Raw genomic sequence first — 25,290 nt, 5'->3', positions numbered from 1 at the left:
CCAGCGTCGAGGCGTCGAAGGCCACCGGCGCCAGTTGCAGCCAGACTTCTTCCGGCCCGAAGCGCAGGAAGCCGTTGCCCACCACCAACCGCGTGATGCCCCGGTGCGGGATGCACACGCCCTTCGGGCGGCCCGTGCTTCCCGACGTGAACATCACGTACGCCAGGTCCTCTCCCGACACCTCCACTCGCGGCGCTGTCTCCGGATGCCGGGCCGCTTCAGCCCATACCGTGTCCAGCAGCAGCGGCGTGCCCGCGCTCGCCGGCAGCTTCTCCACCAGCGGTCGCTGCGTCAGCGTCACCCTCACGCCCGCATCCCCCAGCAGCAGCGCGATGCGCTCCGCCGGGTAGTTGCGGTCCACCGGCACGTACGCGCCCCCGGCCTTGAGGATGGCCAACAGCCCCGCCACCATCTCCAGCGAGCGCTCCACATACACGCCCACCCGCGTGCCGCGCTTCACTCCCAGGCTCCGCAGGTGGTGCGCCAGCTGGTTCGCCTTCGCGTCCAACTCGCCGTACGTCAGCGTCCGCCCGTCATGCGCCTGGAGCGCCACCGCGTCCGGCGTCCGCTTCGCCTGCGCTTCGAAGCGGGCGTGCACTGACATTTCGTGGGAGGACTGCGTGGCCGTGGGGTTCCACGCCACCAGCACCTGCTGACGCTCCGCTTCCGTCAGCAGGGGCAACCGGCCCACGGCTGCTTCTGGCTTCGCCACCACGCCTTCGAGCAGCACGCGCAGGTGCTCCACCATCCGGCGCACCGTCGCCGCTTCGAACAGGTCGGTGCTGTACTCCACCGCTCCGCTCAAGCCCTGCGGCGTCTCCGTGAAGAAGAGGCTCACGTCGAACTTCGACGTGCGGACGTCCAGCGCCAGGGGCTTCATCGTCAGCCCGGGCAGCCGCGCCTCCCCCATGGGCATGTTCTGCACCGCCAACAATGACTGGAACAGCGGCGTGTGGCTCAGGCTGCGCTCGGGTCGCAGCGCCTCCACCAGCTTCTCGAACGGCACGTCCTGGTGCTCGTACGCTTCCAGCACCGTGCCCTTCACCTGCGTCAGCAACTCGCGGAAGGACTCCTCTCCGCTCACCTGGGCACGCAGCACCAGCGTGTTGACGAAGAAGCCGATGAGGCCTTCGAGCTCCGCCCGTGTCCGCCCCGCGATGGGCGAACCCACGCTGATGTCCGCCTGGCCGCTGTAGCGCGCCAGCAGCACCTGCCAGCCCGCCAGCAGCACCATGTAGAGTGACGCGCCCTCACGCTGCGCCAGCGACCTCAACCCCTGCTCCAGCGAGGACGGCAGCACGAAGGAATGAACCGCGCCCGCGCTGCCCCGCACCGCCGGACGCGGACGGTCCGTGGGCAACTCCAGGACGGGCGGCGCCCCGGCGAGCTTCCTCCTCCAGAAGTCCACTTCCTTCTGGAGCGTCTCGCCCTGCAACCAGCCGCGCTGCCACGCCGCGTACCCCGGGTACTGCAACGACAACTCCGGCAGCGGCGATGGACGCCCTTCCGTGAAGGCCGCGTACAGCGCTCCCACTTCGCGGATCAGCACGCCCAGCGACCAGCCATCCGACACGATGTGGTGCATCGTGATGACGAGCACGTGCTCGGCGGCTCCCAGCTTCAACAGGCTCGCCCGGATGAGCGGCCCCTGGTGCAGGTCGAAGGGCTCCGCCAGCTCCACTCCGAGCCGGCGCCGGACTTCCGCCTCCTGCTGCTCGTTGTCGATTCCCTCCAGGTCGACGTCCGCCACCGGCAGGCGCGCGGGAGGATGGATGCGCTGGACGGGCTGGCCTTCGTGCAACTCGAACGTCGTGCGGAGGGATTCGTGGCGCCGGACGATTTCGTCCAGGGCCCGCACGAGCGCTCCCCGCTTCAAGGTGCCCAGTAGCCGGACCGCGACGGGGACGTTGTAGATCGCGCTCCCCGGTTCCATCTGGTCGATGAACCACAGGCGCTGCTGCGCGAACGACAGGGGCGGCGCTTCATCACTCGCGGCGGAAATCAGCGCCGCGGGCTGGTGACTCGCGGCCGTTCCCAGCCGCTCGGCCAGGACTTCGAGCACGGGCGCCTCGAAGAGGACTCGCAACGAGAGCTCCACTCCGAACTCCGAGCGGATCCGTGACACCACCTGCGTCGCCAGCAGCGAATGGCCACCGAGCGAGAAGAAGTTGTCCCTCACCCCCACCCAGGGCACCCGCAAGACCTCCGCCCAGATGGCCGCCAGCTTCTTCTCCACCTCCGTGCGGGGCTCCTCGGAGGCGGTGCCTGACTCACGCGCTTCCAGCGCCATGAGTGCCTTGCGGTCCACCTTGCCGTTGGCCGTGAGCGGCAGCGCGGCCAGCACGCCCATCGCTGACGGCACCATGTACTCCGGCAACCGCTGCCGCAGCTCCGCCTCCACGGCCTTCGCGTCGAGGTTCTGCCCCGGCTTCGCCACGAGCCACGCGACCAGCCGCTTGTCCCCGCCGACGTCGCGCACCACGGCCACGGCTTCCGCCACGTCCGGATGCTGGAGGAGGGCCGCCTCCACTTCGCCCAGCTCGATTCGGAAGCCTCGCACCTTCACCTGGAAGTCCGTGCGCCCCAGGAACTCCAGCGTCCCGTCCTCCTTCCAGCGCGCCTTGTCTCCCGTGCGGTACAGCCGCGCGCCGGGCTCCGCGCTGAACGCGTTCGGCACGAAGCGCTCCGCCGTCAGGTCCGCCCGGTTGAGGTAGCCCCACGCCAGGCCTTCGCCTCCCACGTACAGCTCACCCGGTACGCCCACGCCCGCCACGTCACCGTGCGGCTCCAGCACGTACGCCGTCGAGTTCCCGATCGGCTTGCCGATGGGCACCGAAGCCGTGACGTCCGTGTCGCGCGTGAGCGCGTGCGTCGTGGAGAACGTCGTGTTCTCCGTCGGGCCGTAGCCGTTCACCAGCACCGCGCCTTCTGGCAGGCGCTTCAGGTGTTCGCGCACTCGCTGCGCTGGCAGTACGTCTCCGCCCGCCAGCACTCGCGAAACCCCGGCCAGGGCGTCCACCTGATGCAGCGCCATCTGCTCGTACAGCGCGGCGGTCAGCCACAGCGTGCTGATGCGCTCCTGCTTCAGCAGCGTGCCCAGTTCTTCCAGCGTCAGCGCGTGCGGCGGTGCCAGCACCAGCTTCGCTCCGTGCAGCAGCGCGCCCCAGAGCTCCAGCGTCGAGGCGTCGAAGGCCACCGGCGCCAGTTGCAGCCAGACTTCTTCCGGCCCGAAGCGCAGGAAGTCGTTGCCCACCACCAGCCGCGTGATGCCCCGGTGCGGCACGCTCACACCCTTCGGACGGCCCGTGCTTCCCGACGTGAACATCACGTACGCCAGGTCCTCCGCGCCCACCTCCTCCTGCGGCGCAGACATCGGCTGATGCGCGAGTTCGCTCCATGCAGCGTCCAGCAGCAGCGGTGTTCCCGCGCTCGCCGGCAGCTTCTCCACCAGCGACCGCTGCGTCAGCGTCACGCCCACGCCCGCATCCCCCAGCAGCAGCGCGATGCGCTCCGCCGGGTAGTTGCGGTCCACCGGCACGTACGCGCCCCCGGCCTTGAGGACGGCCAACAGCCCCACCACCATCTCCAGCGAGCGCTCCACATACACGCCCACTCGCGTGCCGCGCTTCACCCCGAGCCCGCGCAGGTGGTGCGCCAGCTGGTTCGTCTTCGCGTCCAGCTCGCCGTACGTCAGCGTCCGCCCGTCATGCGCCTGGAGCGCCACCGCGTCCGGCGTCCTCCGGGCCTGCTCGGAGAACAGCGTGTGCACCGGCGTGGTGCCCACGAACTCCGCCGTCAGGCGGTTGCCACCGTCGAGGATCCGCTGTCGCTCCTCCGCGTCCACCATCGGTAGCCGTGACACGGCGGCCTCCGGACGCGACAGCGCGGCATCCAGCAGGACCCGCAGGTGCTCCACCATCCGGCGCACCGTCGCGGCGTCGTACAGCTCGGTGCTGTATTCGACCGAGCCTCTCAGCCCCTCCCCCTCCTCCACGAAGAAGACGCTGAGGTCGAACTTCGACGTGCGGCTCTCCATCACCACCGGCTTGAGCGCCATGCCCGGCAGCCCCAGGTCGCCCTGCGGCACGTTCTGCAGCGCCAGCAGTGTCTGGAAGAGCGGCGTGTGGCTCAGGCTGCGCTCGGGCTGGAGCGCTTCCACCAGCTTCTCGAACGGCACGTCCTGGTGCTCGTAGGCCTCCAGCACCGTGCCCCGCACCTGCTTCAAAAGCCCGCGGAAGGACGTCTCACCTTCAACGCGCGCACGCATCACCAGCGTGTTGACGAAGAAGCCGATGAGCCCTTCCAGCTCCGCCCGCGTCCGTCCCGCGATGGGCGAGCCCACGCTGATGTCCATCTGGCCGCTGTAGCGCGACAGCAGCACCTGCCAGCCCGCCAGCAGCACCATGTACAGCGACGCGCCCTCGCGCTGCGCCAGCGCTCGCAGGCGCTGGGTCATCGCGGGGGACCACTGGAAGAAGTGCATCGTGCCCGCGTTGCTCCGCACCGCCGGACGCGGACGGTCCGTGGGCAGCTCCAGCGCGGCGGGCGCTCCCGCGAGCCGGCCCTTCCAGAAGGACACCTCGCGCTCGAGCGCGTCCCCCTGCAACCAGCCGCGCTGCCAGGCCGCGTAGTCCGCGTACTGGAGCGGCAGCTCCGGCAGCGAGGCGGGCTGGCCCTGCACGAACGCCGCGTACAGCGCGCCCATCTCCCGCACGAGCACGCCCAACGACCAGCCATCCGAGATGGCGTGATGCATCGTGAGCGCGAGCAGGTGGTCGTGCTCCGCCAGCCGCGCCAGCTGCGCGCGGACCAGCGGCCCTCGCTCCAGGTCGAAGGACCGCAGCCCCTGCGCCATCACCCGGCGGCGGGCCTCTTCTTCCCGCTCGCCCGCTTCGACGCCGCGCAGGTCCTCCACCTCCAGCGGCATCGCCGAGGGCGGATGCACCACCTGCACCGGCGTGCCTTCATGCGACGTGAACGTCGTGCGGAGCGCCTCGTGACGGCTCACCAGCGCATCCAGCGCCCGCTGGAGCACCGCGACGTCCAGGGCCCCCTCCAGGCGGACCGCCAGCGGGACGTTGTAGAGCGGGCTGCCCGGCTCCAGCTGGTCGATGAACCACAGGCGCTGCTGCGCGAACGACAGCGGCAGGGGCTGCTCGCGCGAGACGCGCACCAGCGGCGGGGCGACGGAGCGAGTGGCCCGCTCCAGGCGGAGCGCCAGGGCCTCCAGGGTGGCGGACTCGAACAACTCCCGCAGCGGAAGTTCCACGCCGAACCCGGCGCGGATCCGCGAGGCCACCTGCGTCGCCAGGAGCGAGTGGCCCCCCAGCTCGAAGAAGTTGTCCGTCACGCCCACCTGGGGCACGCGCAGCACCTGCGACCAGATGGCCGCCAGCTTCGCTTCGGTCTCCGTGCGGGGCGCCTCGAAGACTTTCTGCGAGCGCGGGGCCTCCGGCTCCGGCAGCGCCCTGCGGTCCACCTTGCCGTTCGCATTGAGCGGCATGGCGTCCAGCACCATCAGCGCCGAGGGGACCATGTACTCGGGCATCCCCTGGCGCAGGCCCGTGCGCAGCGTGTCCACGTGCAGCGCGTGGCCTTCCTTCGCCACGACGTAGCCGACGAGCCGCTTGTTCGCGCCGTCGCCCCGCACCAGCACCACGGCTTCGCTGACGCCCGGCTGCCGCGCGAGCGCGGTCTCGATCTCACCCAGCTCGATGCGGAAGCCGCGCACCTTCACCTGGAAGTCCAAACGGCCCAGGTACTCCAGCTCGCCCGTGGCCAACCAGCGGACGCGGTCGCCGGTGCGGTAGAGCCGCCCGCCCGGCTGCGAGCCCAGGCTGTCCGGGATGAAGCGGTCCGCCGTCAACTCCGGCCGCTCCAGGTAGCCGCGCGCGAGCCCCGCGCCTCCCATGTACAGCTCGCCCGGCACGCCCACCGGGACCGGCTGGAGCTCGGGATCCAGCACGTAGGCCTGCAGGTTGGCCATGGGCCGCCCCAGCACCGGACGCACCGTGTCCGCCACGATGGGGCGCGCGGTGACGTCCACCGTGCACTCCGTGGGGCCATACACGTTGAAGGCCTTGAGGCCCGGGAGCGCCGCGAGCCGCGCCCACAGCGCTTCATCCACCGCTTCACCGCCCACGAGGACGCGCATGGGCCGGCGCGTGCCGAGTCCCTCGTCCAACAGCAGGCGCAGGTGCGCCGGCGTGCAGTCGAGCACGTCCACTTCGTGCGTCTCCAGCCACGCCGCCATGCGGGCCACGTCCTCGCGCACGGCCGCCGGCACGATGCACAGCGCGTGGCCGTCCGCCAGCTGCACCAGCTGCTGCACCGACGCGTCGAAGGCCAGCGGCGCGTTGAAGCTCACCCGCACCGGCGCGGTGACTCCGGCGAACGTCGTCACCTTGAGCGCCGCGCGCAGGTTCATCATCGAGGCGTGCTGCACCATCACGCCCTTGGGCCGGCCCGTGCTGCCCGAGGTGTAGATGATGTACGCCAGGTGCGTCGGGAGGCTCACGTGGGCCGGGTTCTCCCGCGACTGCCGCGCCAGCTCCTCCCGCGGACCGGCGCCGTCCAGGCACAGCACCTCGAGCCCCTCCGGGAGCGCCCCGGCGAGCTTTCGCTGGGTGAGCACCCAGCGCGCGCCGCAGTCCTTCGCCAGCCAGCCCAGCCGTTCAGACGGCCAGGCGGGATCCAACGGCACGTAGACGCCGCCGGCCTTCATCACGCCCAGCGCGGCGACCATCATCTCCACGGAGCGCTCCACGAAGAGCGCCACGCGCACCTCCGGCCCCACCCCGCGCTGGCGCAGCCAGTGGGCGAGCTGGTTGGCGCGCGCGTTGAGCTGCGCGAAGTCCAACTGTCGCGACCCGTCCAGCACGGCGAGCGCCTCCGGCCTGAGCGCCGCCTGCGTCTCCACGCACTCGTGGAAGCAGCCATCCCAGTCCACGGCCAGGGCCGTGTCGTTCCAGGCGGAGACCACCTGGGCGCGCTCGGCGGCCTTCAACATGGGCAGCCGCGCCACGGGCATCGCCGGGTGGGCCACCGCGGACTCCAGCAGGCCGCGCAGGTGCTCCACCATCCGCGCGACGGTGGCCGCGTGGAAGAGGTCCGTGTCGTATTCCACGTAGCCGCTCAGGCTCCCATCCGCCTCCGTGAGCTGGAGGAGCAGGTCGAACTTGGCGGTCTGGGTGTCCACCTCCATCGCGTTCAGCTTCAGGCCCTGCACGGCCACGGGCCCGCGCGGCGCGTTCTGCAGCGCGAACATCGCCTGGAAGAACGGCGTGCGCCCCGAGTCACGCTCCGGCTGGAGCGCCTCCACCAGCTTCTCGAACGGCACGTCCTGGTGGTCCGTCGCGCCCACCATGGTCTCGCGCAGCTGACGCACCAGTCCCTGGAACGTCAGCTCCGGCGTGAAGCGCGCGCGCAGCACCAGCGTGTTGACGAACATGCCGATGAGGCCTTCGAGCTCCGAGCGGGTCCGGCCCGCCATGGGAGAGCCCACGCTCACGTCGTCCTGCCCGGAGTAGCGCGACAGCAGCGACTGCCACCCGGCCAGCAGCACCATGAACAGCGTCGCGCCCTCCTGCCGCGCCAGCCCCCGGAGCGCGTCCGTCATTTCACGCGGCCACTGGATGGGCGTGCGCGCGCCCCGGAAGCCGCGCGCCGCGGGCCGGGGCTTGTCCGTCGTCAGCTCCAGCGCGGGCGGCGCGCCCGACAGCTGCTCGCGCCAGTACGCCAGCTGCCGCTCCAGCGCTGGGCCCTGCAACGTCTCCCGCTGCCAGGCCGCGTAGTCCGCGTACTGCACGGCCAGCTCCGGCAGTGGGGACGGCTGCCCCTGCAGGAACATGGCGTAGAGCACCGCCACCTCGCGCACGAGCACGCCCAGTGACCACCCGTCCGAGACGATGTGGTGCATCGCCACCAGCATCAGGTGGTCCGCGTCCGCCAGCTTCACCAGCAGCGCGCGCATCAGCGGGCCGGTGGCGAGGTCGAAGGGACGCAGCGCCCCTTCCCGCACCTGGCGCCAGGCCTCCGCCTCGCGAGCCTCCGCCGCGAGCCCGCTCACGTCCGCGCGCTCCAGCTCCAGCACGGGCGCGTCCGCGAAGTGCTGCACCGGCCCGCTCTCCCCGCCCTGGAAGGTCGTGCGCAGCGCTTCGTGCCGCCGCACCACCTCGCGCAGCGAGCGCTCCAGCACCGCCACGTCCAGCGCGCCCTCCAGCCGCACCGCCACGGGCACGTTGTAGAGCGGGCTGCCCGGCGCCAGCTGATCCATGAACCACAGCCGCTGCTGTGCGAAGGACAGCTCCGCCGGCTGGGATTTGTCCCTCAGCGGGAAGGCCGCGCGCGCGGGAGCGCCCCCCGCCTGCTTCTGCGCGGCCATCTTCTTGAGCAGCTCCGCGCGCTTCTCCGGAGACAGATTCGCGATCCGCTTCGACACATCACCGCTGCTGCTCATCGCTTTGACTCCGGACTCAGGACGCGACAGGGCCCGGAGGGACGCCCGGACAACGGACGCGAGGCCCTCGGGAGGGGTGCCGCCGAATGTCGATCACGCGTGGCCTGCTGCCCGGCGTGCGAGCAGCATGGGGGGGGTGGCCTTGAAACCTGCGGACGACACTATTCGGTCAAACCCCGACCTGCCATGCGTTCCATGACGCCAGGGTTGCCTGCTCTCCAGCAGGGCTGGAATCTGAAGCTCAGTGACCCGCGGAGCCGGGCGGCTCGACGCGCTCCACCTGCTTCTGCACGGCCGCATCCGACGCCACGTCCGCGCCCAGTTGCAGGTACGTGAGCAGATACGTGCGCCCTGTCGCCGGGCCCTGCGCCTCCGCCGTGCGGGCCAGGGCGTCGCGCCGCGCTTCGAAGGAGGTCAGCGTCTCCTGGAGCGAGCGGCGCGTGTCCTCGTTCTTCTCCGTCTTCAGGCGCTCCTGGACCCGCGTGATGTTCGCCTCCACCATGCGCTGGCTGTCGCGGGCGCGGTTCGCCTCGGACAGGTCCGCGAAGGGACCGGTGCCCTCCACGGACAGCTCCAGCTTCGCGACCTGGCGGCCGCGCTCACCGGGCGGCACCAGCGTGGACACGCCCTGGCGCTGCGCCATGCCCACGCCCCGGCCGTCGTGCGACTGCACCACGAAGTCCACGCCCTCCGCGCCCTGGGCCAGCTTCACGGCCTCCACGTAGGGCACCGCCGCCAGCAGCACCACCAGCGACACCTGCTCCTTCTGGCGCAGGCGCTTGACCTCCGCGCTCACCGCCGGGCCCACCGGCAGGCCCCGGATGCCCTGGGGCAGCACGGCGGCGCCATCCCCGGACGCCGGGGACACACCCATGATGCCCACCTTCAGCCCGCCCACCATCGTCACCACCGACGCGGGGAAGAGCGGCTGCCCCTTCGCGTCCACGAGGTTCGCGGACAGCAGCTTCAGCTTCGCGCCCTTCGTCTTCTTCTTCAGGAAGTCCACGCCCAGCACGAGGTCGCGCTGGCCCACGGCCATGGCCGTGTAGCCCTGCGCCTCCAGCTGCTCCAGGACGAGCTCCGCGCGAGGCTTCGCCGAAGAGTCCTGGCCATCCGCCAGGGTCTTGAAGAGCGCGTTGCCAGCGTCCAGTGCGAGCACCGGCACGCCCTTCGCGCGCTCCTGCGTCAGGACCGTCTTTCGTCTGGCCAGACCGCCAGACGGGTTGTGGCGTCAACCACAGGGGGCGACTTCGCCCCCGTTGTCTCCGGTGAAGAGCAGCACGAGCTTCTTGGGCGCGGCCCCCGCGATGAGCGGCAGCAGCAGGAGCAGCGCCAGGGCGGCGAGCTTCGGAGCGCGCAGGGCCATCACTTCTTCGCCTTCTTCGGCGCGGGGGCAGGGGCGGCCTTCTTGTCCAGCTCCGCCAGCTTCGTCTTCGCCGTCTTGGCCGCGTCCGACTTGGGGTAGCTCTTCACCAGCTCCTCCAGCGCCAGCTTCGACTCCTCCTTCATCTTCAGCTTCTGGAAGCAGTCGGAGGAGCGCAGGTAGGCCTCGGGCGCGGACGCCGTCTTCGCGTGGTCCTGCACCACCTTGCCGTACTCGAAGAGGGCCTCGCGGCACTTGGACTCGGTGAAGTACGTCTCGCCCAGGCCGAAGTGCGCCTCGCCCACGAGCGCGTCCTTGGGCCACTTCTTCACGAACTCGTTGTAGAGCTGGCGCGCGACCAGCGTGTCTCCGGCCTTCGCCTTGTCCTGCGCCAGCGCGATGAAGTCCTTGGCGGTCGTGGGGCGCTGGAGCTCCTCGGCCTTCTTCCTGGCCTCGGCCTCCTTCACCGCCTCCGCGCCCTGGAGCGCCAGCAGCCGCTGGTTGGTCTCCTCCGTGCTCTTGCCGAGCGCGGCCTCCAGCTCACCAATCTTGTAGAGGTAGGTCTCCACCTGACCGCGAAGCTGCGCCAGGTCCTCCACCGTCTTCTGGAACTGCACGCCGATGTCCGCGTCCTTGCGGCGCGCGGCGGTGTCCAGGCTCTGCAGGGCCTGGGTCACCTGGGCGATCTTCTCATCCAGCTTCGGCTGGGTGACGGCGAGCTGGTCGCGCGCCTCCTTCAGCTCCGCGGCCAGTTTCGCGTTGTCCGCGCCCAGCCGGTCCACCTTGGCTTCGAGGGCACGGCCGCGGTCGGCGGGGTAGAAACAGCCGGGAGCTGCGGCGGTCAACAGGGCGAAGAGCACGAGCCTGCGCATGGGCCGGGCATCCTAGGTCCAAAGTGCCCCGCGCGCCGCTTCTGTTTGCATCAGGCCCGGCCGCCCCCCTGCCCTTCAGCGCGCCGCGTCCGCCTCCAGCCGCTCCACGGCCCGGGCGCAGGCCACCCGGAGCCGGGGCGGGTTGAGGAAGAAGGGCACCGGCCGCGCCCGCCCCGAGTCCACCGCCCTGAGGGCCCGCCGGTACGCCTCCAGGGCCGCGCCGGGCTGACCGCACTGCTCCAGGAGCAGCCCCAACAGGTAGCGCGCGGCGACGTGGTCCGGATCCAGGTCCAGGCACCGGCGCAGGTCGCGCTCGGACTGCTCATCCGGGACGCCCGTGGAGGCGCCGTCCAGCACGCACGAGAAGAGCCAGTCCGCCTGCGCCATCGCGGCCTCGTCTGGAACCGGGGGCGGGGCTGGCTCCGGCTTCGGCGTGGCGATGGCCGCGAACCGTCCGGAGTCCCGCTTCGGCCGGGCCGGCTCCACGGGCGTGGCGTCCTCGCGCACGTAGAAGAACGCGTGCTCGCTGGGCAGGAGCCGCAGCTCCGGGGGGACCTGGAGCAGGGGCTCCGCGGCGGACAGCACCAGCACGCCGCCGGGCGCGAGCCGCCCGGTCAGGTCTCGCACCGTGCGCTGGAAGGCGTCCGGCGTGAAGTAGATGAGGACGTTGCGGCAGAAGATGATGTCGAAGCCGCCGCCCCCGGAGGCCTCCGGGTAGGGGGCCTCCATCAGGTTGTGGCGCCGGAACTCCGCCTGCGCGCGCAGCGACGCCACCAGCGCGTGGCGCCGGCCCTTCGGCTCGAAGTAGCGCGCGCGGGCGGCCTCCGGCACGCGCCGGAGCGCATCCGCCGGGAAGCTCAGCTCGCGCGCCCGGGTGAGGACCTGTTCGGAGATGTCCGTGCCCAGCACGCGGCTGGCGGGGTCCGCGCCCTCCTGCGCCATCAGGAGCAGCAACGTGGCGACCTCCTCCCCCGCCGCGCAGCCCGCGCTCCACACGCGCAGCGGCGTCCTCGAGCGCTGCACGCGGGGCGACAGCACGTGCTCGCGGAAGGCGGACAGCTGCACCTCGTCCCGGAACAGCTCCGACGTGTGCACCGCCACCGCGTCCACCAGCCGCGCCAGGTCCGCCGCGCCCGCCGGGGTGCGCAGGTGCGCCACCAGCCGCGTCGCGTTCCCGCCGTGCCCCAGCGCGTCCAGCCGCGCGTCCAGCCGCCGCCGCTGGGCCCCGCTCAGCGCCATGCCCGTATGCGCCTGGAGCCAGGCGTGGACGGGAGTCCAGCGCTCGGAGGAGGACGTCATGGCGAGCGAAGGTCAGCGGCTGGCGGCCAGCGACTCTCCGCGCGCCAGCCGCGCCAGGGTGGCCGCGACGTCATCGCCGTGGATGAGGTGGTCCACCGCCTTGCGCTCCACCGCGGCGCCCGGCATGCCGAAGACGACGCAGGACTCCTCGTTCTGCGCCAGCGCCAGCCCGCCGGACTGCTTGATGGCCAGCAGCCCGTCCGCCCCGTCCGCGCCCATGCCGGTGAGCACCACGCCCACCGCGCGCCGGCCGTAGGTCTTGGCCACGCTCTCCAGCAGCACCGTGCCGCTGGGCATGTGGCCATCGCGCTCCACGCCGGGCTTGAGCGCCACGCGGCCGCGCACGGGCACCACCAGGTGCTGGTCCGGCGGCGCCACCAGCACCAGCCCCGGCGTCAGCGTGTCGCCGTCCATGGCCAGGCGCACCTTCAGCTTGCTCGCGTTGGCGAGCCAGCTGGCCAGCGATTCGGAGAAGGCGGCGTTGATGTGCTGGACGATGACGATGGGGGCCGGGAAGTCCGCCGGCAGCTCCGACAGCATCCGGTAGAGCACCTGCGGGCCGCCCGTGCTGGCGGCCACCGCGACGATGCCCATGGAGGTTGGGGGCAGCGCCGGCACGGGCGTGTGCGGCGTCCCCGGCGCGCCGCGCTTCTGGCCGCGCACGTGGCGGATGACGCGCACGGAGGAGATGAGCTTCACCTCCTTGGTGAGGTTCCACGCCTCCGGCACCGCGTCGATGGCGGGCTTGATTTGCAGCGCCAGCGCGCCCAGCTCCAGCGCGCGGTACGTCAGCGCGGGGGCCTGCGAGCGCGGGTCTCCCGTCAGCACCAGGATGGGCGTGGGGCACTCGGCCATGATGTGCTCCACGGCCGTGAGCCCGTCCATGACGGGCATGTCCACGTCCATGGTGATGACGTGGGGGCGCAGCTCCTTCGTGAGGGCGACGGCCTCCTGGCCGTTCGCGGCGGTGCCGATGACCTGGATGTCCGGGTCGTCGCTCAACGCCGCGCTGATGAGCTGACGGCAGATGACCGAGTCATCCACCACCAGCACCGTCACTTTCTTGCCCATGTCCGTTCAATACCCCGTACGCGCCGCGGGAGTATAGCAATGCGAAGGGCCCGGGCGTCTGCCGGCCGCTCCAGGCTGTTCAGGCCAGGAGCCGCCCCACGACGTCCACCAGATCCTGCCGGACGAGGTCGCCCTTGGTGATGTAGCCGTCCGCCCCGGCCGCCAGCCCACGCGCCCGGTCCAGCTCCCCTCCCCGGGTGGTGAGGATGACGACGGGCAGGCCTTTCCGGGCCGGGTCGGTCTTCAGGTGCCGGGTGAGCTCCACGCCGTCCATCTCCGGCATCTCCAGGTCGGTGACGACCAGCTCCACCGGGGGCCCTTCCTGCCCCAGCTGCTCCAGCGCCGAGGGGCCGTCCGCCGCCCGGAGGGTGTCGTACCCCACCGCCTCCAGCAGGTTGGCCACCAGCTCGCGGGTGAGGGGCGAGTCGTCCACCACGAGGATCCGCCGCCGGCGTGGCGCGGGCGTCCGCACCGGCGGCCGGGCGAGCTTCAGGGGCGCGGTGCCGTGCACGCCCGCCGCCAGCGCGGCCGCGGACAGCACCATGGCCAGCCGGCCGTCCGCGAGCGAGGTGGCCCCGGTGAGGTGCGTGAAGCGCGAGAGGATGCCCTTCAGGGGAAGGATGGCCTGGACGCGCTCCTCCAGGACGCGGTCCACCGCCAGTGCGGCCTCCATGCCCTGGCCCTTCACCACCAGCACCAGCTCGCCTTCCCTGGCCGGGCGCTCGGAGCCATGGCCCAGGAGGGACGCGAGCGAGGCGAAGGGCAGCACGCGGCCCTCCATCCGGAGGGTGGGACGTCCGGCGACCTCACCCACCTCGGAGGCGTCCACCTTGAGGGCGCGGGAGACGTGGACGGCGCTCAGGGCGAGCGTCTCGCCGGAGATCTGGACGAAGAGCAGGGGCGCGACGGTGAGGGACACCGGGACGCGCAGGGTGAAGATGGTGCCCCAGCCGGGCGCGGACTCCACGCCCACGTCGCCGCCCAGGGCCTGGAGGGACGTACGCACCGCATCCAGCCCGACACCCCGACCTGACAGGTCGGTGACCACCTCGCGCGAGGTGAAGCCGGGCAGGAAGACGAGCTCGCGCGCGGCGGCGTCGGACAGGGCGTTGGCGGCGGGCTCGTCCAGCACGCCCCGGCGCACGGCCACGCGCCGCAGGAGCGCCGGGTCCATGCCCGCGCCGTCGTCCTCCACGCGCAGGATGATGCGGCTGCCCTCGCGGGCGGCGCGCAGGGTGAGGCAGCCCCGGGGGTGCTTGCCGGAGGCGACGCGGTCCACGCGCGTCTCCAGGCCGTGGTCCAGCGCGTTGCGGACCAGGTGCATGAGCGGTTCGCGCAGGGCTTCCACGACGGAGCGGTCCGCGCGGGTGTCCTCGCCGTCCACGACGAGCTCCACCTCCTTGCCCAGGTCCCGCGCCAGGTCGCGGACCATGCGGGGGTAGGGTTCGAAGAGGACGGAGAGGGGCAGCATCCGCAGGCCCTGGATCTCCTCCGACACCTGATCCAGGTCGCGCAGCTCCGCGTTGGCGAGCAGCTTGGCCTCGCGGTGCAGGGTGGCGGCCAGCTCCTTGGCGCGGCCCAGGCGCTCGGCGAGCGCGACGCCCGCGGGGCCCAGGTTCTCGGCGGCGCGGGCCAGCTCGCTCAGCTCGCGCACGAGCTCCAGGCGGCGCGCGGTGGCCAGCTCGCGGCGGCGGGCCACCTGGCCCAGGTTGGTGACCGCGCTGGTGAGCATGTCCAGGCTGGCCACGCCGATGCGCACGGCCGTGTCCATGCGGACGTCACCGGTGCGCACCGTGCCGGTCGCGTGCTTCGAAGTAGCGGCCGGACGCGAGCGCGCGGCGGGGGACACCGTGGGGTTCGTCGGGCTTCCGGCGGCGCTGCCCGGATGTGTCCCCGTGCCAACGGGAGCAGCCGCAACGAGGTGCGAATGGCCCGAGCCTCCCGGGTGCGGACCGTGCGAGCCCGGCGCGGATCCGCCTGGTCCAGCACCGTGGCTTGGATGAACCGGCTGGCCAGTTCCGCTCGGACTGCCTGAAACAGGCGCCTCGCCATGCGGTCCCGTCGCGCTTCCAGCGGGCTCCGACCGGAGCGCCGCCGCGAGGAGCTGCGATGCGGCGGCCGGCGGTGCTCCCCAGTGCGCGGGGACCACCACGGCCGCGGAGGGCTCCCGACGCTCCGCCACGAGGAGGGGCGAGGCCCCCTCCCCCTTCGCCGGCCGGCCTCCCTCCTCCGGACGGGCAGCGCCCGCCGGCCGCGCGGACTCCACCAGCACCTGCTGCCGCAGCGTCGCCACCAGCGTCTCCACCGCCAGCAGCGGCTCTCCCGCCTGGAGCGCTCCCGACAGCGCGAGCACCGTGTCCGCAGTCGCCAACAGCGCGTCGGTGGACTCCGATGACAGCCGGTAGCGCTGGGGCTCCGCGCACCGGACCAGCTCCTCCATCTCGTGCGCGAGCGTGTTGATCTCGCCAAAGCCCATCATCCGGGCCTCGCCCTTGAGCCCGTGCAGCTCACGCAGGACGCGCTGCCCGGCCTCCAGGTTGCCCCCGGACTCCAGCTCCATCAGGGCGCGGTTGATGCGCTCCAGGCGGACCGTGACCAGGTCCCGGAACTGCTTGAGGAGCCGTTCGCTGGGGTTCACCCGCCGCCCCCCTTGCGCAGGGTCGCCTGGTGGATCTGGAAGCGCTCCACCACGCCTCGCAGGTCCTGCGCCAACCCCAACAGGTCCCCGTTCGCCGCGCCCACCTGCTTCGTCGCGTTGAGGCTCTGCTGGGTGATGCGCAGGATGTCCGCCATCGTCTCCGCGAGCTGATCCGTGCCCGCCTGCTGCTGCTGCGTGGACCGGGAGATGATCCGCACCGCGTCCGACGTCTGCCCCGCCAGGTTGACGATCTGCCCGAGCGACTGGGACACCTGCTCCGCCAGGGCCGTCCCCGACTCCACCGCGCGCACGCCGCCGCCCGTCACCGTCACCGCCGCGGCGGAGGCCTCGCGCACCTCCTCGATGAGCCCTTCAATCTCCTTGGTGGACTCCAGCACGTTCTCCGCCAGCCGGCGCATCTCCGCCGCCACCAGCGAGAAGCCCCGCCCCACCTCACCGGCCTTCGTGCCCTCCAGCTCCGCATTGAGCGCCAGCAGGTCGGACTTGTCCGCGACGCCGTTGATGAACTCGACGATCTTGCCAATCTGCTGCACGCGCTTGTCCAGCCGCACCACCGCCGAGCCGATGGCCTGGTTGTCCTGACGCATCCGCGCCATGGCCTCCAGGAAGGACTCCGCGCTGCGCTGTCCGCCCTGGGCCGCCGCCAGCGTGCGCTGGGCGATCTCCGCCACCGAGCTCGCATTCTCGGCGATCTGCTTCGCCGAGCGCGCCAGCTCCTCCGTGGTGGCGCTCGTCTCATCCAGGCTGCTGGCCTGCTCCGCCGCGCCCTCCTCGTAGCGCCCGGACGTGCTGAGAATCTCCTCCGTGGTGGCCGAGATTTGAGCGCCCGCGCGCTGCAACTCCGCGAGCACGTCCGCCAGGTGCGTGCGCATCGTGGTGAAGGCCGCGGACACCGCCCACACCTCGTCCTCCGCGGGCACCAGCCGGGGGCTGGCCAGGTCCCCCGCGGCGATGCGGCGCGCCTCGCCGGACAGCTCCCGCATGGGCCGCCCCAGCAGCGTGCCGCCCAGGTACGCCGTGGCCAGCGCCAGGCCGAACACCACGACGCACAACAGCGCGCTGGACGTGAACGCGTCCATCAACACGCCCCGCGCGTCCGGGCTGCCCGTCTGCAACCGGTGGAAGAACCCGTTCATCAGCGCGGTGACGACCTGCGCGCACATCACCGCGGGCGTGATGACGCAGATGGCGGTGAAGGCCACCAGCCGCGCGCGGATGCGCGAGCGCCGGGGCAGCGCGGCGATGACCTGCGCGTGCGTCAGCCCCTGCTCCGCCACCCACAGCACGCCCCGCCGCGCCCGCAGCGTGACCAGCCCGTACACGAGCAGCGACGTGAGCGGGCCGAACAGCGCGCCCAGCCCGGCGATCCTCAGGGTCAGCTCCACCGGCTGGCCCATCACCGACCCCAGCGCCGCCGCCACCACGCCCGTCGTCAGCGCCCACAACCCCAGCGAGCGGAAGAACGCCTCGCCCGGCGCGCGCGACACCTCGCCCACCGCCGCCGCCAGGTGCTCGGGCGTGGGCGGCAACACGCCGCGCTCCAGGGCCCGCAGCCGGGGGAAGCGGCGCAGCGACACGCCCACGCCCAGGAGCATGTGCAGCGCGCTCACGCCCACCACCAGGGTGACGAGCCGGCCCAGCGGCAGCTCCTGCTCACCGCTCACCACGAGCGACGCGAAGTGCAGCCCCAGCGTGGAGCCCACCAGGTTCGCCAGCGGCACGGGGAACATCAGCTGCTGGCTGAAGGAGGCCCGCTGGGAGCCCGGGTGCGAAGCGAAGGCCATGTCACGCCCCTCCCGTCGCGCCAGGCGTGCCGGTGCCGTCCCCGCCGGGGGGAGCCTCCACGTGGAAGCGCTGCACCACGTGCTGCAGGTCCGCCGCCAGGGTGGACAGGTCCGCGTTGGCCGCCACCATCTGCTTGGTGGCCGCGGCGTTCTGCTCCGTGACGCGCAGGATGTCCCCCATGGCCGCCGCCAGCTGATCCGTGCCCGTCTGCTGCTGCAGCGTCGCCAGGGAGATGCTGCGCACCGCGTGCGACGTCTGCCGCGCCAGCTCCAGGATGAGGCTCAGGCTGTCGTCCACCTGCGCCGCCAAGAGCGTGCCCTGGTCCGTCGTCTTCAGGCCCGCCTCCGTGGCCATCACCGCGCCGTTCGTCGCGTCGCGGATCTCCCCGATGAGGCCTTCAATCTCCTTCGTGGAGCGGATGACGTTCTCCGCCAGCCGCCGCATCTCCGCCGCCACCAGCGAGAAGCCTCGCCCCACCTCGCCCGCCTTGGTGCCCTCCAGCTCGGCATTGAGCGCCAGCAGGTCGGACTTGTCGGCGATCTCGTTGATGAACTCGACGACCTTGCCAATCTGCTGCACGCGCTTGTTGAGGCGCACCACCGCCTCCGCGATGGCCTCGTTGTCCTCCTTCATGCGCTGCATGGCGCCCAGGAAGGCGGTGGCGCCGCGCTGGCCGGACTGCGCCGCGCCGAAGGTCGTCTCCGCGATGGCGGACACGGACTCCGCGTTGTCGGCGATCTGCTGCGCGGACCGGGCCAGCTCCTCCGTGGTGGCGCTGGTGGCGTTGAGCGCCCCGGCCTGCTCGTCCGCGCCCACCTCCTGCTCCGTGCTGGTGGCCACCAGCTGCTCGGTGGTGGAGGAGATTTGAATGCCCGCCCGCTTGAGCTGCGACAGCGCCTGCACCAGCTGCACCTGCATCTGGGTGAAGGCCGCGGAGGTGGCCCACACCTCGTCCTCGGCGTGGATGACGCGCGGGGGCCGCACCTCACCGCGCGCGATGCGCGTCGCGTCCTCGGTGATGGCGCGCAGGGGCTCCGAAAGCGCCGTGCCCGCGAGCGCCGCGGTGCCAAGAATCAACAGCGTGACGAGCCCCGCGATGAGCCCCAGGGGCGGCCCGCCGCCCTCGCGCACGCGCTCCATCACCGCCGCGCGCTCCTGGGGCGTGGTGGCCTGGGTCCACGCGTCCACCACCGTGGCGGTGCGCGAGAAGGCCACGTCCAGGATGAAGAGCGACGGGCTCAACACCGCGATGGCGGTGAACATCACCAGCCGGCGGCGGATGTGCATGCGCCGGGGCGGCAGCGCGGCCAGCACCTCCAGCGGAGACGGCCCCAGCGACACCAGCCGGTCCAGCGTGGCCCGCGAGCGGCGCACCACCATCAGGTACACGAGCATGGCGCTCAGCGGACCAATGGACATCCCCAGCGCCGTCAGCCGCAGCGACTCCGTCCACGGCACGCCCGCCAGCCACGGGAAGGTCAGCGCCACCGTCAGCGTGCCACCCAGCCAGCCCTGCATCACGAACCAGAAGCTGCGGCCGGGGATGGCCGCCACCTCCTGGACCGCCACCAGCAGGTGCTCCGACGTGGCGGGCAGCCGGCCGTCCCCCAGCGCGAAGAGCGTGCGCAGCGCCCGCGCGTCGCGCGCGAACCCCACGCTGATGAAGAGCACCAGCGCGGTCAGCATCAGCCACGTCAGCGGCGTGCGCCCGGCCTCCGGAATCGTGTGCGACAGGTGGACGTGGAGGAACGCGACCCCCACGCCCAGACAGCTGCCCGGGATGCGGGGGCGCGTCGTCCAGCGGCCCAACGCGCGCAGTTCCGGCGGCGCCATCATGGGCCCACCCCGTCCAGGCCGCGCAGGTAGTGCTGGAAGGCCTCCAGCCGCAACAGCGGCCAGAGCACGCCGCGAGTGATGACGAAGCCCCGCAGGCTGCCCCCGGACGCGCCCGCCACCAGCGGCGAGGGCGGCAGCACGGACAGCACCTCCGAGTCGATCTCCAGCCCGTCCACGCCCACCGTTTCCCCGGTGGACGTCACCAGCACGCGCTGGGCGCCGCCGTCACCCTGGAAGGCCCGGTGGGCGGACACGGTGCCCGTGTCGGGCGCGGCGATGGAGGCCACCTCGCCCGCCTCGAAGGCGATGCGGTGCGGCCCCACGTGGCACAGGAGCGTCCCCTCGACCCGGCCCGCGGCAGGCATGGGCCTCAGCCGCCCTGGCTCAGGTGGTCGAAGAGGCCTTCCGGGTCGATGACGGCCACGTCGCGCGAGCCGCTCTTCACGGGGCCGCGCAGGTGGACGTGCACGCCCGAGGGGCCCAGGGGCTCCAGCGGTCCCATCAGCGCGGACACGCCGGCGACGCTGCTGGCCGTGAGCGCCAGCGTCCCTCGGGACAGGCGCACCAGGACGGCGCGGCGGGACCCGGCGGACACCCCGCCCACCAGCAGGCTCATGTCCACGACGGGGATGACTTCACCCCGGTGCGCGAACACACCCAGCAGGTGGGGCGGGGAACCCGGTACCCGCGTCAGCTCGGGGAAGGTGACGACCTCCGCCGCGGCTTCCGCGGGCACCGCGTACCAACTGCTTCCACACGCGAAGACAAGGTAGGACTGACGCGTTTCCGACTCTAGGGCGGCCATTCGCGCCAGAGCCTACCCCAGAACTAGCGCTGGAACTCCACGCGGCGGTTCTCCGCCCAGCCCTCTTCGGTGCCCGCGCTGGACACCGGGCGGGTCTCACCATAGCCCACCGTGGTCAGCCGGTTGGACGGCACGCCCAGGTCGACCAGGTAGCGCTTCACGGCCGCGGCGCGGCGGTTGGACAGCTGGAGGTTGTACTCCTCCGTGCCGCGCTCGTCCGCGTGGCCGCCCAGGGTGATCTTGCCCTGGCTGGCCTTGATGCAGGCCGCCAGCTCACCCAGGCGCCCCTGCGCGCTGGAGTCCAGGGTGGACTCGTTGAAGCCGAAGCGCACCGGCGAGTAGTCGCACTTGGAGCTGGCGTCCGCCGTCACGCACTTGCCGGACTGGCACTCCTGGCCCTCACCGCAGTCGGTGCTGGCGGAGCAGGTGTCCTTGGGGGCCTGGCAGCGGCCGGCCTGGCACTTGCCACCGTTGCACGCGGAGTCGTCCTTGCACTGGGCCTCGGCGCACTTGCCGGCCTCGCAGATGCGGCCGGAGCCACAGGCCGCGTCCGTGGTGCACTCCGGCGGCTTGGGGGCGCACTTGTTGGCCTGGCAGGTGAAGCCCTCGCGGCAGTTCGCGTCCGTCGCGCACTCCTGGCACTGGCCCTGGACGCAGACCTCGCCCTTCTCCTGGCACTGCTCGTCGTTGTTGCATTTGGGGTAGGTGGGCGGGCACCCGGTCATCACGGCCACGGCGAGGGCCAACCCGGCCCAAAGCGAAATCCGGCGCATCATTCCTCCGACAGCAACCACGGGAAAAGAGAGGCCCACAGGGGGCGGGCCAAGGCTGTCGCGTCTAGTCGGACCCGCCGGGGAGAGTCAAAAGATTTGTCTTTTCCCCATCCCTTCGGGCAGCACGAGACCCTTGAAGCCCCGATTATTTCCGTGAGAGTGTGAGCGGTTTGCCCATGCCCGCCGCGGTCCTCATCGTTGACGACGAAAAGAACATCCTCCTCACCCTGAGCCAGTCGCTGCAGCTGGCCGGCTACCGCACCGAGCTGGCCAGCAGCGGGCAGGTGGCGCTGGACGTGGTGAGCGCGCGGCCGGTGGATGCCGTCCTGATGGACGTGAAGATGCCGGACATGGACGGCCTCACGGTGCTGGCGCGGCTCACGGCGCTCAAGCCGGACCTGCCCGTCATCATGATGTCGGGGCACGGCACCATCGACACGGCGGTGAAGGCGACGCAGCTGGGGGCGCGCGACTTCCTGGAGAAGCCGCTGGCGCGGGACAGGCTGCTGGTGGCGCTGCGCAACGCCCTCAAGCACCAGGCGGCGATGGAGGAGCTGCAGGAGCTGCGCGCGCAGCTGGGCCGCTTCGACATGGTGGGCGGCGGGCCGGCCATGCAGCGCATCTTCTCCCTCATCCAGCGAACAGCGCCCAGCGAGGGGCGCGTGCTGATTACCGGTGAGAACGGCACCGGCAAGGAGCTGATTGCCCGGGCGCTGCACCAGAACTCCAAGCGCAAGAGCGGGCCGTTCGTGAAGCTCAACTGCGCCGCGGTGCCGCACGACCTCATCGAGAGCGAGCTGTTCGGCCATGAGAAGGGCGCCTTCACCGGCGCGGTGAGCGTGCGGCGCGGCAAGTTCGAGCTGGCGCACGAGGGCACCCTCTTCCTGGACGAGATTGGCGACATGCCGGCCGCCATGCAGTCGAAGCTCTTGCGCGTGCTCCAGGAGGGAGAGCTGGAGCGCGTGGGCGGCGCGGAGACGCTGAAGGTGGACGTGCGCGTCATCGCCGCGACGAACAAGAATCTGGAGAAGGAGATCGCCGCGGGGCGCTTCCGCGAGGACCTCTACTACCGGATCAACGTCGTGCAGATTCACTCCCCGCCGCTGCGCGAGCGCCGCGAGGACCTGCCGGACCTCATCGACACGTTCCTGCGCGAGGCGTGCGCGAAGAACGGGCGGCGGCCGCTGGCGCTGTCGCCGGACGCGCTCGCGGTGATGAGCGCGTACGACTATCCGGGCAACGTGCGTGAGCTGCGCAACCTGGTGGAGCGGCTGGCCATCCTCTGTGAAGGCCCGGTCGTCTCGCGCACGGACGCGCTGGAACTCCTGCCCCGGGGCCGTCCCCTGCCCCCGATGCCCGAGCCCACCGTGGGCGGTGATGCTCCGCCCGTCGCGGCCGTCACGCAGGCGGCGCCCGCCGTGGAGCCCGCTCCGCCGAACCCGGGCGGCTGGAGGCCGCGCGTGGATCAGACCTTCCGCGAGCAGGTGGAGGACGCGGAGCGGGAGATCATCCAGCGGGTGCTCGCCCACACGCATGACAACGTGACGGAGGCCGCGCGGATCCTCGACCTGGAGCGCGGGCACTTCTACAAGAAGATGAAGGCCCTGGGCCTGCGGCGCGGACAGTCCGAGTCGTAAGCGAGCGTTTGACGGCCGTGGGACGGGTCTGGTCTATTCGTCCCACGGGTGCCGAGGGGTGCCCGCCGCCCGGAAAGACGACGTCACCCTCGCTTCACCCGCTGTCGCCAGACCCCCGATGAAGTCCTTCCACGGTCCCCCAACGGGTGAGGGCCAGCACCGGAGGATTCGTCATGGGAACCGGCAGCACCCTCCCCGTCACGCTTCATGAATACAAGGTCCGCGCGTCCCTGCTGCTCAAGGACCTGGACTCGTCCGACGCCGCCCGCGCCACGCGCGCCGCGGAGCGGATGCGCACCCTGCCCTTCTTCGCGGCCCTGTCCCTGGGCGAGGTGCTGTCGCGCCGGGACACCGTGCAGCACAAGCACGGGCTCGCCGTCATCGCGCGCGAAGCAGGCCACGTCACCTGGACGGACCTGAAGCAGGCCCTGGAGTCCCGCCCGCCACGGCTGGACACGCGCGCCTTCTTCCAGAAGGGCCAGAGCCCGTTCCTCAACCGGTGGTTCTCCACCTACGAAGAGGCCGCCCGTTCGCTGGCGGCGCAGGGGGGCTTCCTCTTCCCCTTCCGCACGCAGTGCTTCATCTGCGAGGCCGACTTCCTCCAGTCGCTGGGCATCGACGCGCGCGACGCGGACTGGGCGCGGATGGGCCACGACTGGGTGCGCCCTCGCGACACGGCCGCGAAGGAGCGGCTGGAGGCGAAGCTCGTCTCGCTGGGCTTCGGGGGTCAGCATGACGGCGCCTGGTGATGACTCGCGGGCGTCCCGTTCCGAGCGCAAGCGCGCCTACAAGGAAGCGGAGGTGCCCATGGGCATCTACGCCATCCGCTGCCACGCCAACGGCAAGCTGTTCGTGGGCCACGCGCTCAACCTGACCGCGATGTTCAACCGCATCCGGTTCGAGTTCGCCCAGCGCATGCACCGCGTCCCCGCGCTGCAGGCGGACTGGGAGCGCTACGGCGAGGCGGCCTTCTCCTTCGAGGTGCTGGACAGGCTCAAGCCCCGCGAGGAGCCCGGCGGCCCGCCGCCCGCGGAGGAGCTGAAGGTGCTGGAGGAGATGTGGCTGGAGCGCCTGAAGCCCTATGGCGACGCCGGCTACAACGCGCCGCCTGCCCCCTGACACGCGGGGTTCAACCGACCTCCGCGCACAGGCGAACCGTCGTGCCGGGTGCCCCGGCGCGGCGGGACGTGCGAGAATGGCGGCCCTCCATGAGCACCAGCGCCGCCCCCATCCTCGGCATCGACTTCGGGACCACCAACACCGCGGCGGCCTTCTTCGACAAGGCGAACAAGCTGCGGGTGGTGCCCATCGCGGACAAGACCCTCACCCTGCCCTCCATCGCGTGGTTCCACGCGGGCGACAAGGCCATCGTCGGCCCGGCGGCGCGGCGGCAGATCATCGATGATCCGCGCCACACCATCTTCGGCGCCAAGCGCTTTTTGGGCCGCCGCTTCCAGTCCGAGTACGTGGCCCGCCACCGGGGCCGCTTCGCCTTCGAGCTGGTGGAGGGCCCGGACGGTTACACCGCCGTGGAGGTGTACGGGAAGGTGACGCCGCTCATCGACGTGGCGCACTTCATCCTCAAGCACCTCAACACGCTGGCCACGCACGCGGCCGGGACGCCGTTCAAGGAGTGCGTGCTCACCGTGCCCGCGCACGCCACCATCCGCCAGCGCGAGGCCATCCGCCGCGCCGCGGAGAAGGCGGGCCTGCGCGTGCGCGCCATCGTCAACGAGCCCACCGCCGCGGCGCTCTACTACGCCAACCTGCGCAACCCCGAGCAGACGGTGATGGTGTTCGACCTGGGCGGCGGCACCTTCGACGTCACGCTCATGTCCGTGCAGAACCGCGTGGTGAAGGTGCTGGCCACCGGCGGCGACGCGTTCCTGGGCGGCGCCAACTTCGACGAGGCCATCGTCGAGGCGCTGGTGGACGACTTCCAGAAGGAGCACGGCATCGACCTGCGCGGCAACAAGGTCGTCATGCAGCGCCTCGTCTTCGCCGCCGAGTCCGCGAAGATGGCGCTCTCCAGTGCGCCCTCCGTCCCCATCCGCATCCCCTGCATCACCCAGAAGGACGGCGCCTTCGTGGACTTCAACGTCACGCTCACGCGCGAGCGGATGGAGGCCATGGTGTTCCAGCTCATCGAGCGCACCGCCGCCGCGTGCGACGACGTGCTGGAGAAGGCGGGCATGAAGCCGGACGCCATCGACGAGCTGGTGATGGTGGGCGGCCAGACGCGCATGCCCGCCATCCGCAAGCGCCTGGCCCACTTCAAGAAGCTGTCGTCGGACAAGGAGGTCCACCCGGAGCTGGGCGTGGCCGTGGGCGCGGCCATCCTGGGACGCAACCTGGCGCGCGGCATCAGCGGCCTGTCGGACGTGGTGCCCATGCCCATTGGCGCCATGGTGCCCGGCGGCGGCCAGCACGAGGTGCTCCCCGCCAACACGCCCGTGCCCGGCACGCGCTCCGTGGACCTGGACCTGCCCCCCTGGCCCGGCCCCGTGCCGGTGGCGCTGTTCGAAGCGTTGGACCGCACCACCGTGGAGCGCGAGCTGTTGGGCACCGTGCGCATCGAGCCGGACTGGCGCGTGGCCCACCCGGGCCCCACCACGCTGGAATTGCGCATGGGGCCGGACTTCGCCCTCACCGCCAGCCTGGTCGCGAAGGACGGTCAGCGGCAGCCGCTGTCCATCACCGACCCGAACGCGCCCCAGCGGGCTTGAGCCGGC

16 protein-coding genes are annotated in these 25,290 nt (G+C 71.8%); 4 read left to right on the top strand and 12 right to left on the bottom strand.

Annotated features, from left to right (window positions below):
• The 12 genes from D7X96_RS19145 to D7X96_RS19095 all read right to left on the bottom strand — a co-directional run.
• On the bottom strand, positions 1 to 8,458 hold an 8,458-nt coding region (locus D7X96_RS19145), incomplete at its 3' end, for a non-ribosomal peptide synthetase (protein WP_121770382.1).
• A gap of 241 nt (positions 8,459 to 8,699) precedes the next feature.
• On the bottom strand, positions 8,700 to 9,623 hold the full coding sequence (locus tag D7X96_RS19140) for a bifunctional UDP-sugar hydrolase/5'-nucleotidase (RefSeq protein ID WP_199746862.1): 924 nt from the start codon (positions 9,621 to 9,623) through the stop codon (positions 8,700 to 8,702).
• A gap of 66 nt (positions 9,624 to 9,689) precedes the next feature.
• The gene (locus D7X96_RS41505; RefSeq protein WP_255424948.1) at positions 9,690 to 9,824 is read right to left on the bottom strand and encodes a hypothetical protein; all 135 of its coding nucleotides are present in this window, start codon (positions 9,822 to 9,824) and stop codon (positions 9,690 to 9,692) included.
• Positions 9,824 to 10,693: a tetratricopeptide repeat protein gene (locus D7X96_RS19135; RefSeq protein ID WP_121722357.1), complete on the bottom strand. Its 870-nt coding sequence runs from the start codon at positions 10,691 to 10,693 to the stop codon at positions 9,824 to 9,826. The genes D7X96_RS41505 and D7X96_RS19135 overlap by 1 nt, the downstream gene beginning before the upstream one ends.
• A gap of 75 nt (positions 10,694 to 10,768) precedes the next feature.
• Positions 10,769 to 11,992 (bottom strand): CheR family methyltransferase, encoded by a 1,224-nt coding sequence (locus D7X96_RS19130; RefSeq protein ID WP_121770381.1) that lies wholly within the window; start codon positions 11,990 to 11,992, stop codon positions 10,769 to 10,771.
• Positions 11,993 to 12,004: 12 nt separating this feature from the next.
• Positions 12,005 to 13,063: a chemotaxis-specific protein-glutamate methyltransferase CheB gene (gene cheB, locus D7X96_RS19125; protein ID WP_120549617.1), complete on the bottom strand. Its 1,059-nt coding sequence runs from the start codon at positions 13,061 to 13,063 to the stop codon at positions 12,005 to 12,007.
• A gap of 79 nt (positions 13,064 to 13,142) precedes the next feature.
• Positions 13,143 to 15,701: a hybrid sensor histidine kinase/response regulator gene (locus D7X96_RS19120; RefSeq protein WP_121770380.1), complete on the bottom strand. Its 2,559-nt coding sequence runs from the start codon at positions 15,699 to 15,701 to the stop codon at positions 13,143 to 13,145.
• Positions 15,698 to 17,506, bottom strand: coding sequence for a methyl-accepting chemotaxis protein (locus D7X96_RS19115; protein WP_121770379.1), 1,809 nt, complete (start codon positions 17,504 to 17,506; stop codon positions 15,698 to 15,700). The genes D7X96_RS19120 and D7X96_RS19115 overlap by 4 nt, the downstream gene beginning before the upstream one ends.
• A 1-nt stretch (position 17,507) precedes the next feature.
• The gene (locus tag D7X96_RS19110) at positions 17,508 to 19,343 is read right to left on the bottom strand and encodes a methyl-accepting chemotaxis protein (protein WP_120549614.1); all 1,836 of its coding nucleotides are present in this window, start codon (positions 19,341 to 19,343) and stop codon (positions 17,508 to 17,510) included.
• Positions 19,340 to 19,708 carry a protein CrdC gene (locus D7X96_RS19105; protein ID WP_120549613.1) on the bottom strand — a complete coding sequence of 123 codons (369 nt, stop codon included), beginning with the start codon at positions 19,706 to 19,708 and terminating at the stop codon, positions 19,340 to 19,342. The genes D7X96_RS19110 and D7X96_RS19105 overlap by 4 nt, the downstream gene beginning before the upstream one ends.
• Before the next feature lie 5 nt (positions 19,709 to 19,713).
• Positions 19,714 to 20,148, bottom strand: coding sequence for a chemotaxis protein CheW (locus D7X96_RS19100; protein WP_120549612.1), 435 nt, complete (start codon positions 20,146 to 20,148; stop codon positions 19,714 to 19,716).
• Positions 20,149 to 20,171: 23 nt separating this feature from the next.
• The gene (locus D7X96_RS19095) at positions 20,172 to 20,921 is read right to left on the bottom strand and encodes an OmpA family protein (protein ID WP_120549611.1); all 750 of its coding nucleotides are present in this window, start codon (positions 20,919 to 20,921) and stop codon (positions 20,172 to 20,174) included.
• 176 nt (positions 20,922 to 21,097) lie between these two features.
• Between D7X96_RS19095 and D7X96_RS19090 the strand changes: the two genes are divergently transcribed.
• The 4 genes from D7X96_RS19090 to D7X96_RS19080 all read left to right on the top strand — a co-directional run bounded on the left by D7X96_RS19090 (position 21,098) and on the right by D7X96_RS19080 (position 25,284).
• Positions 21,098 to 22,558: a sigma-54-dependent transcriptional regulator gene (locus tag D7X96_RS19090; protein WP_121770383.1), complete on the top strand. Its 1,461-nt coding sequence runs from the start codon at positions 21,098 to 21,100 to the stop codon at positions 22,556 to 22,558.
• 173 nt (positions 22,559 to 22,731) lie between these two features.
• A complete protein-coding gene (locus D7X96_RS40305; protein WP_167510861.1) occupies positions 22,732 to 23,307 on the top strand; it encodes a hypothetical protein in 576 nt (191 codons plus the stop codon).
• Positions 23,291 to 23,677 carry a GIY-YIG nuclease family protein gene (locus D7X96_RS40300; protein ID WP_167510860.1) on the top strand — a complete coding sequence of 129 codons (387 nt, stop codon included), beginning with the start codon at positions 23,291 to 23,293 and terminating at the stop codon, positions 23,675 to 23,677. The genes D7X96_RS40305 and D7X96_RS40300 overlap by 17 nt, the downstream gene beginning before the upstream one ends.
• Before the next feature lie 89 nt (positions 23,678 to 23,766).
• The gene (locus D7X96_RS19080; protein WP_120549610.1) at positions 23,767 to 25,284 is read left to right on the top strand and encodes an Hsp70 family protein; all 1,518 of its coding nucleotides are present in this window, start codon (positions 23,767 to 23,769) and stop codon (positions 25,282 to 25,284) included.
• Positions 25,285 to 25,290 lie beyond the last annotated feature (6 nt).

Source organism: Corallococcus interemptor, from assembly GCF_003668875.1.
Classification (GTDB): domain Bacteria; phylum Myxococcota; class Myxococcia; order Myxococcales; family Myxococcaceae; genus Corallococcus; species Corallococcus interemptor.
The sequence above is the reverse complement of the archived record's forward strand: the minus strand, read 5'-3'. Positions and strand labels throughout refer to the sequence as shown.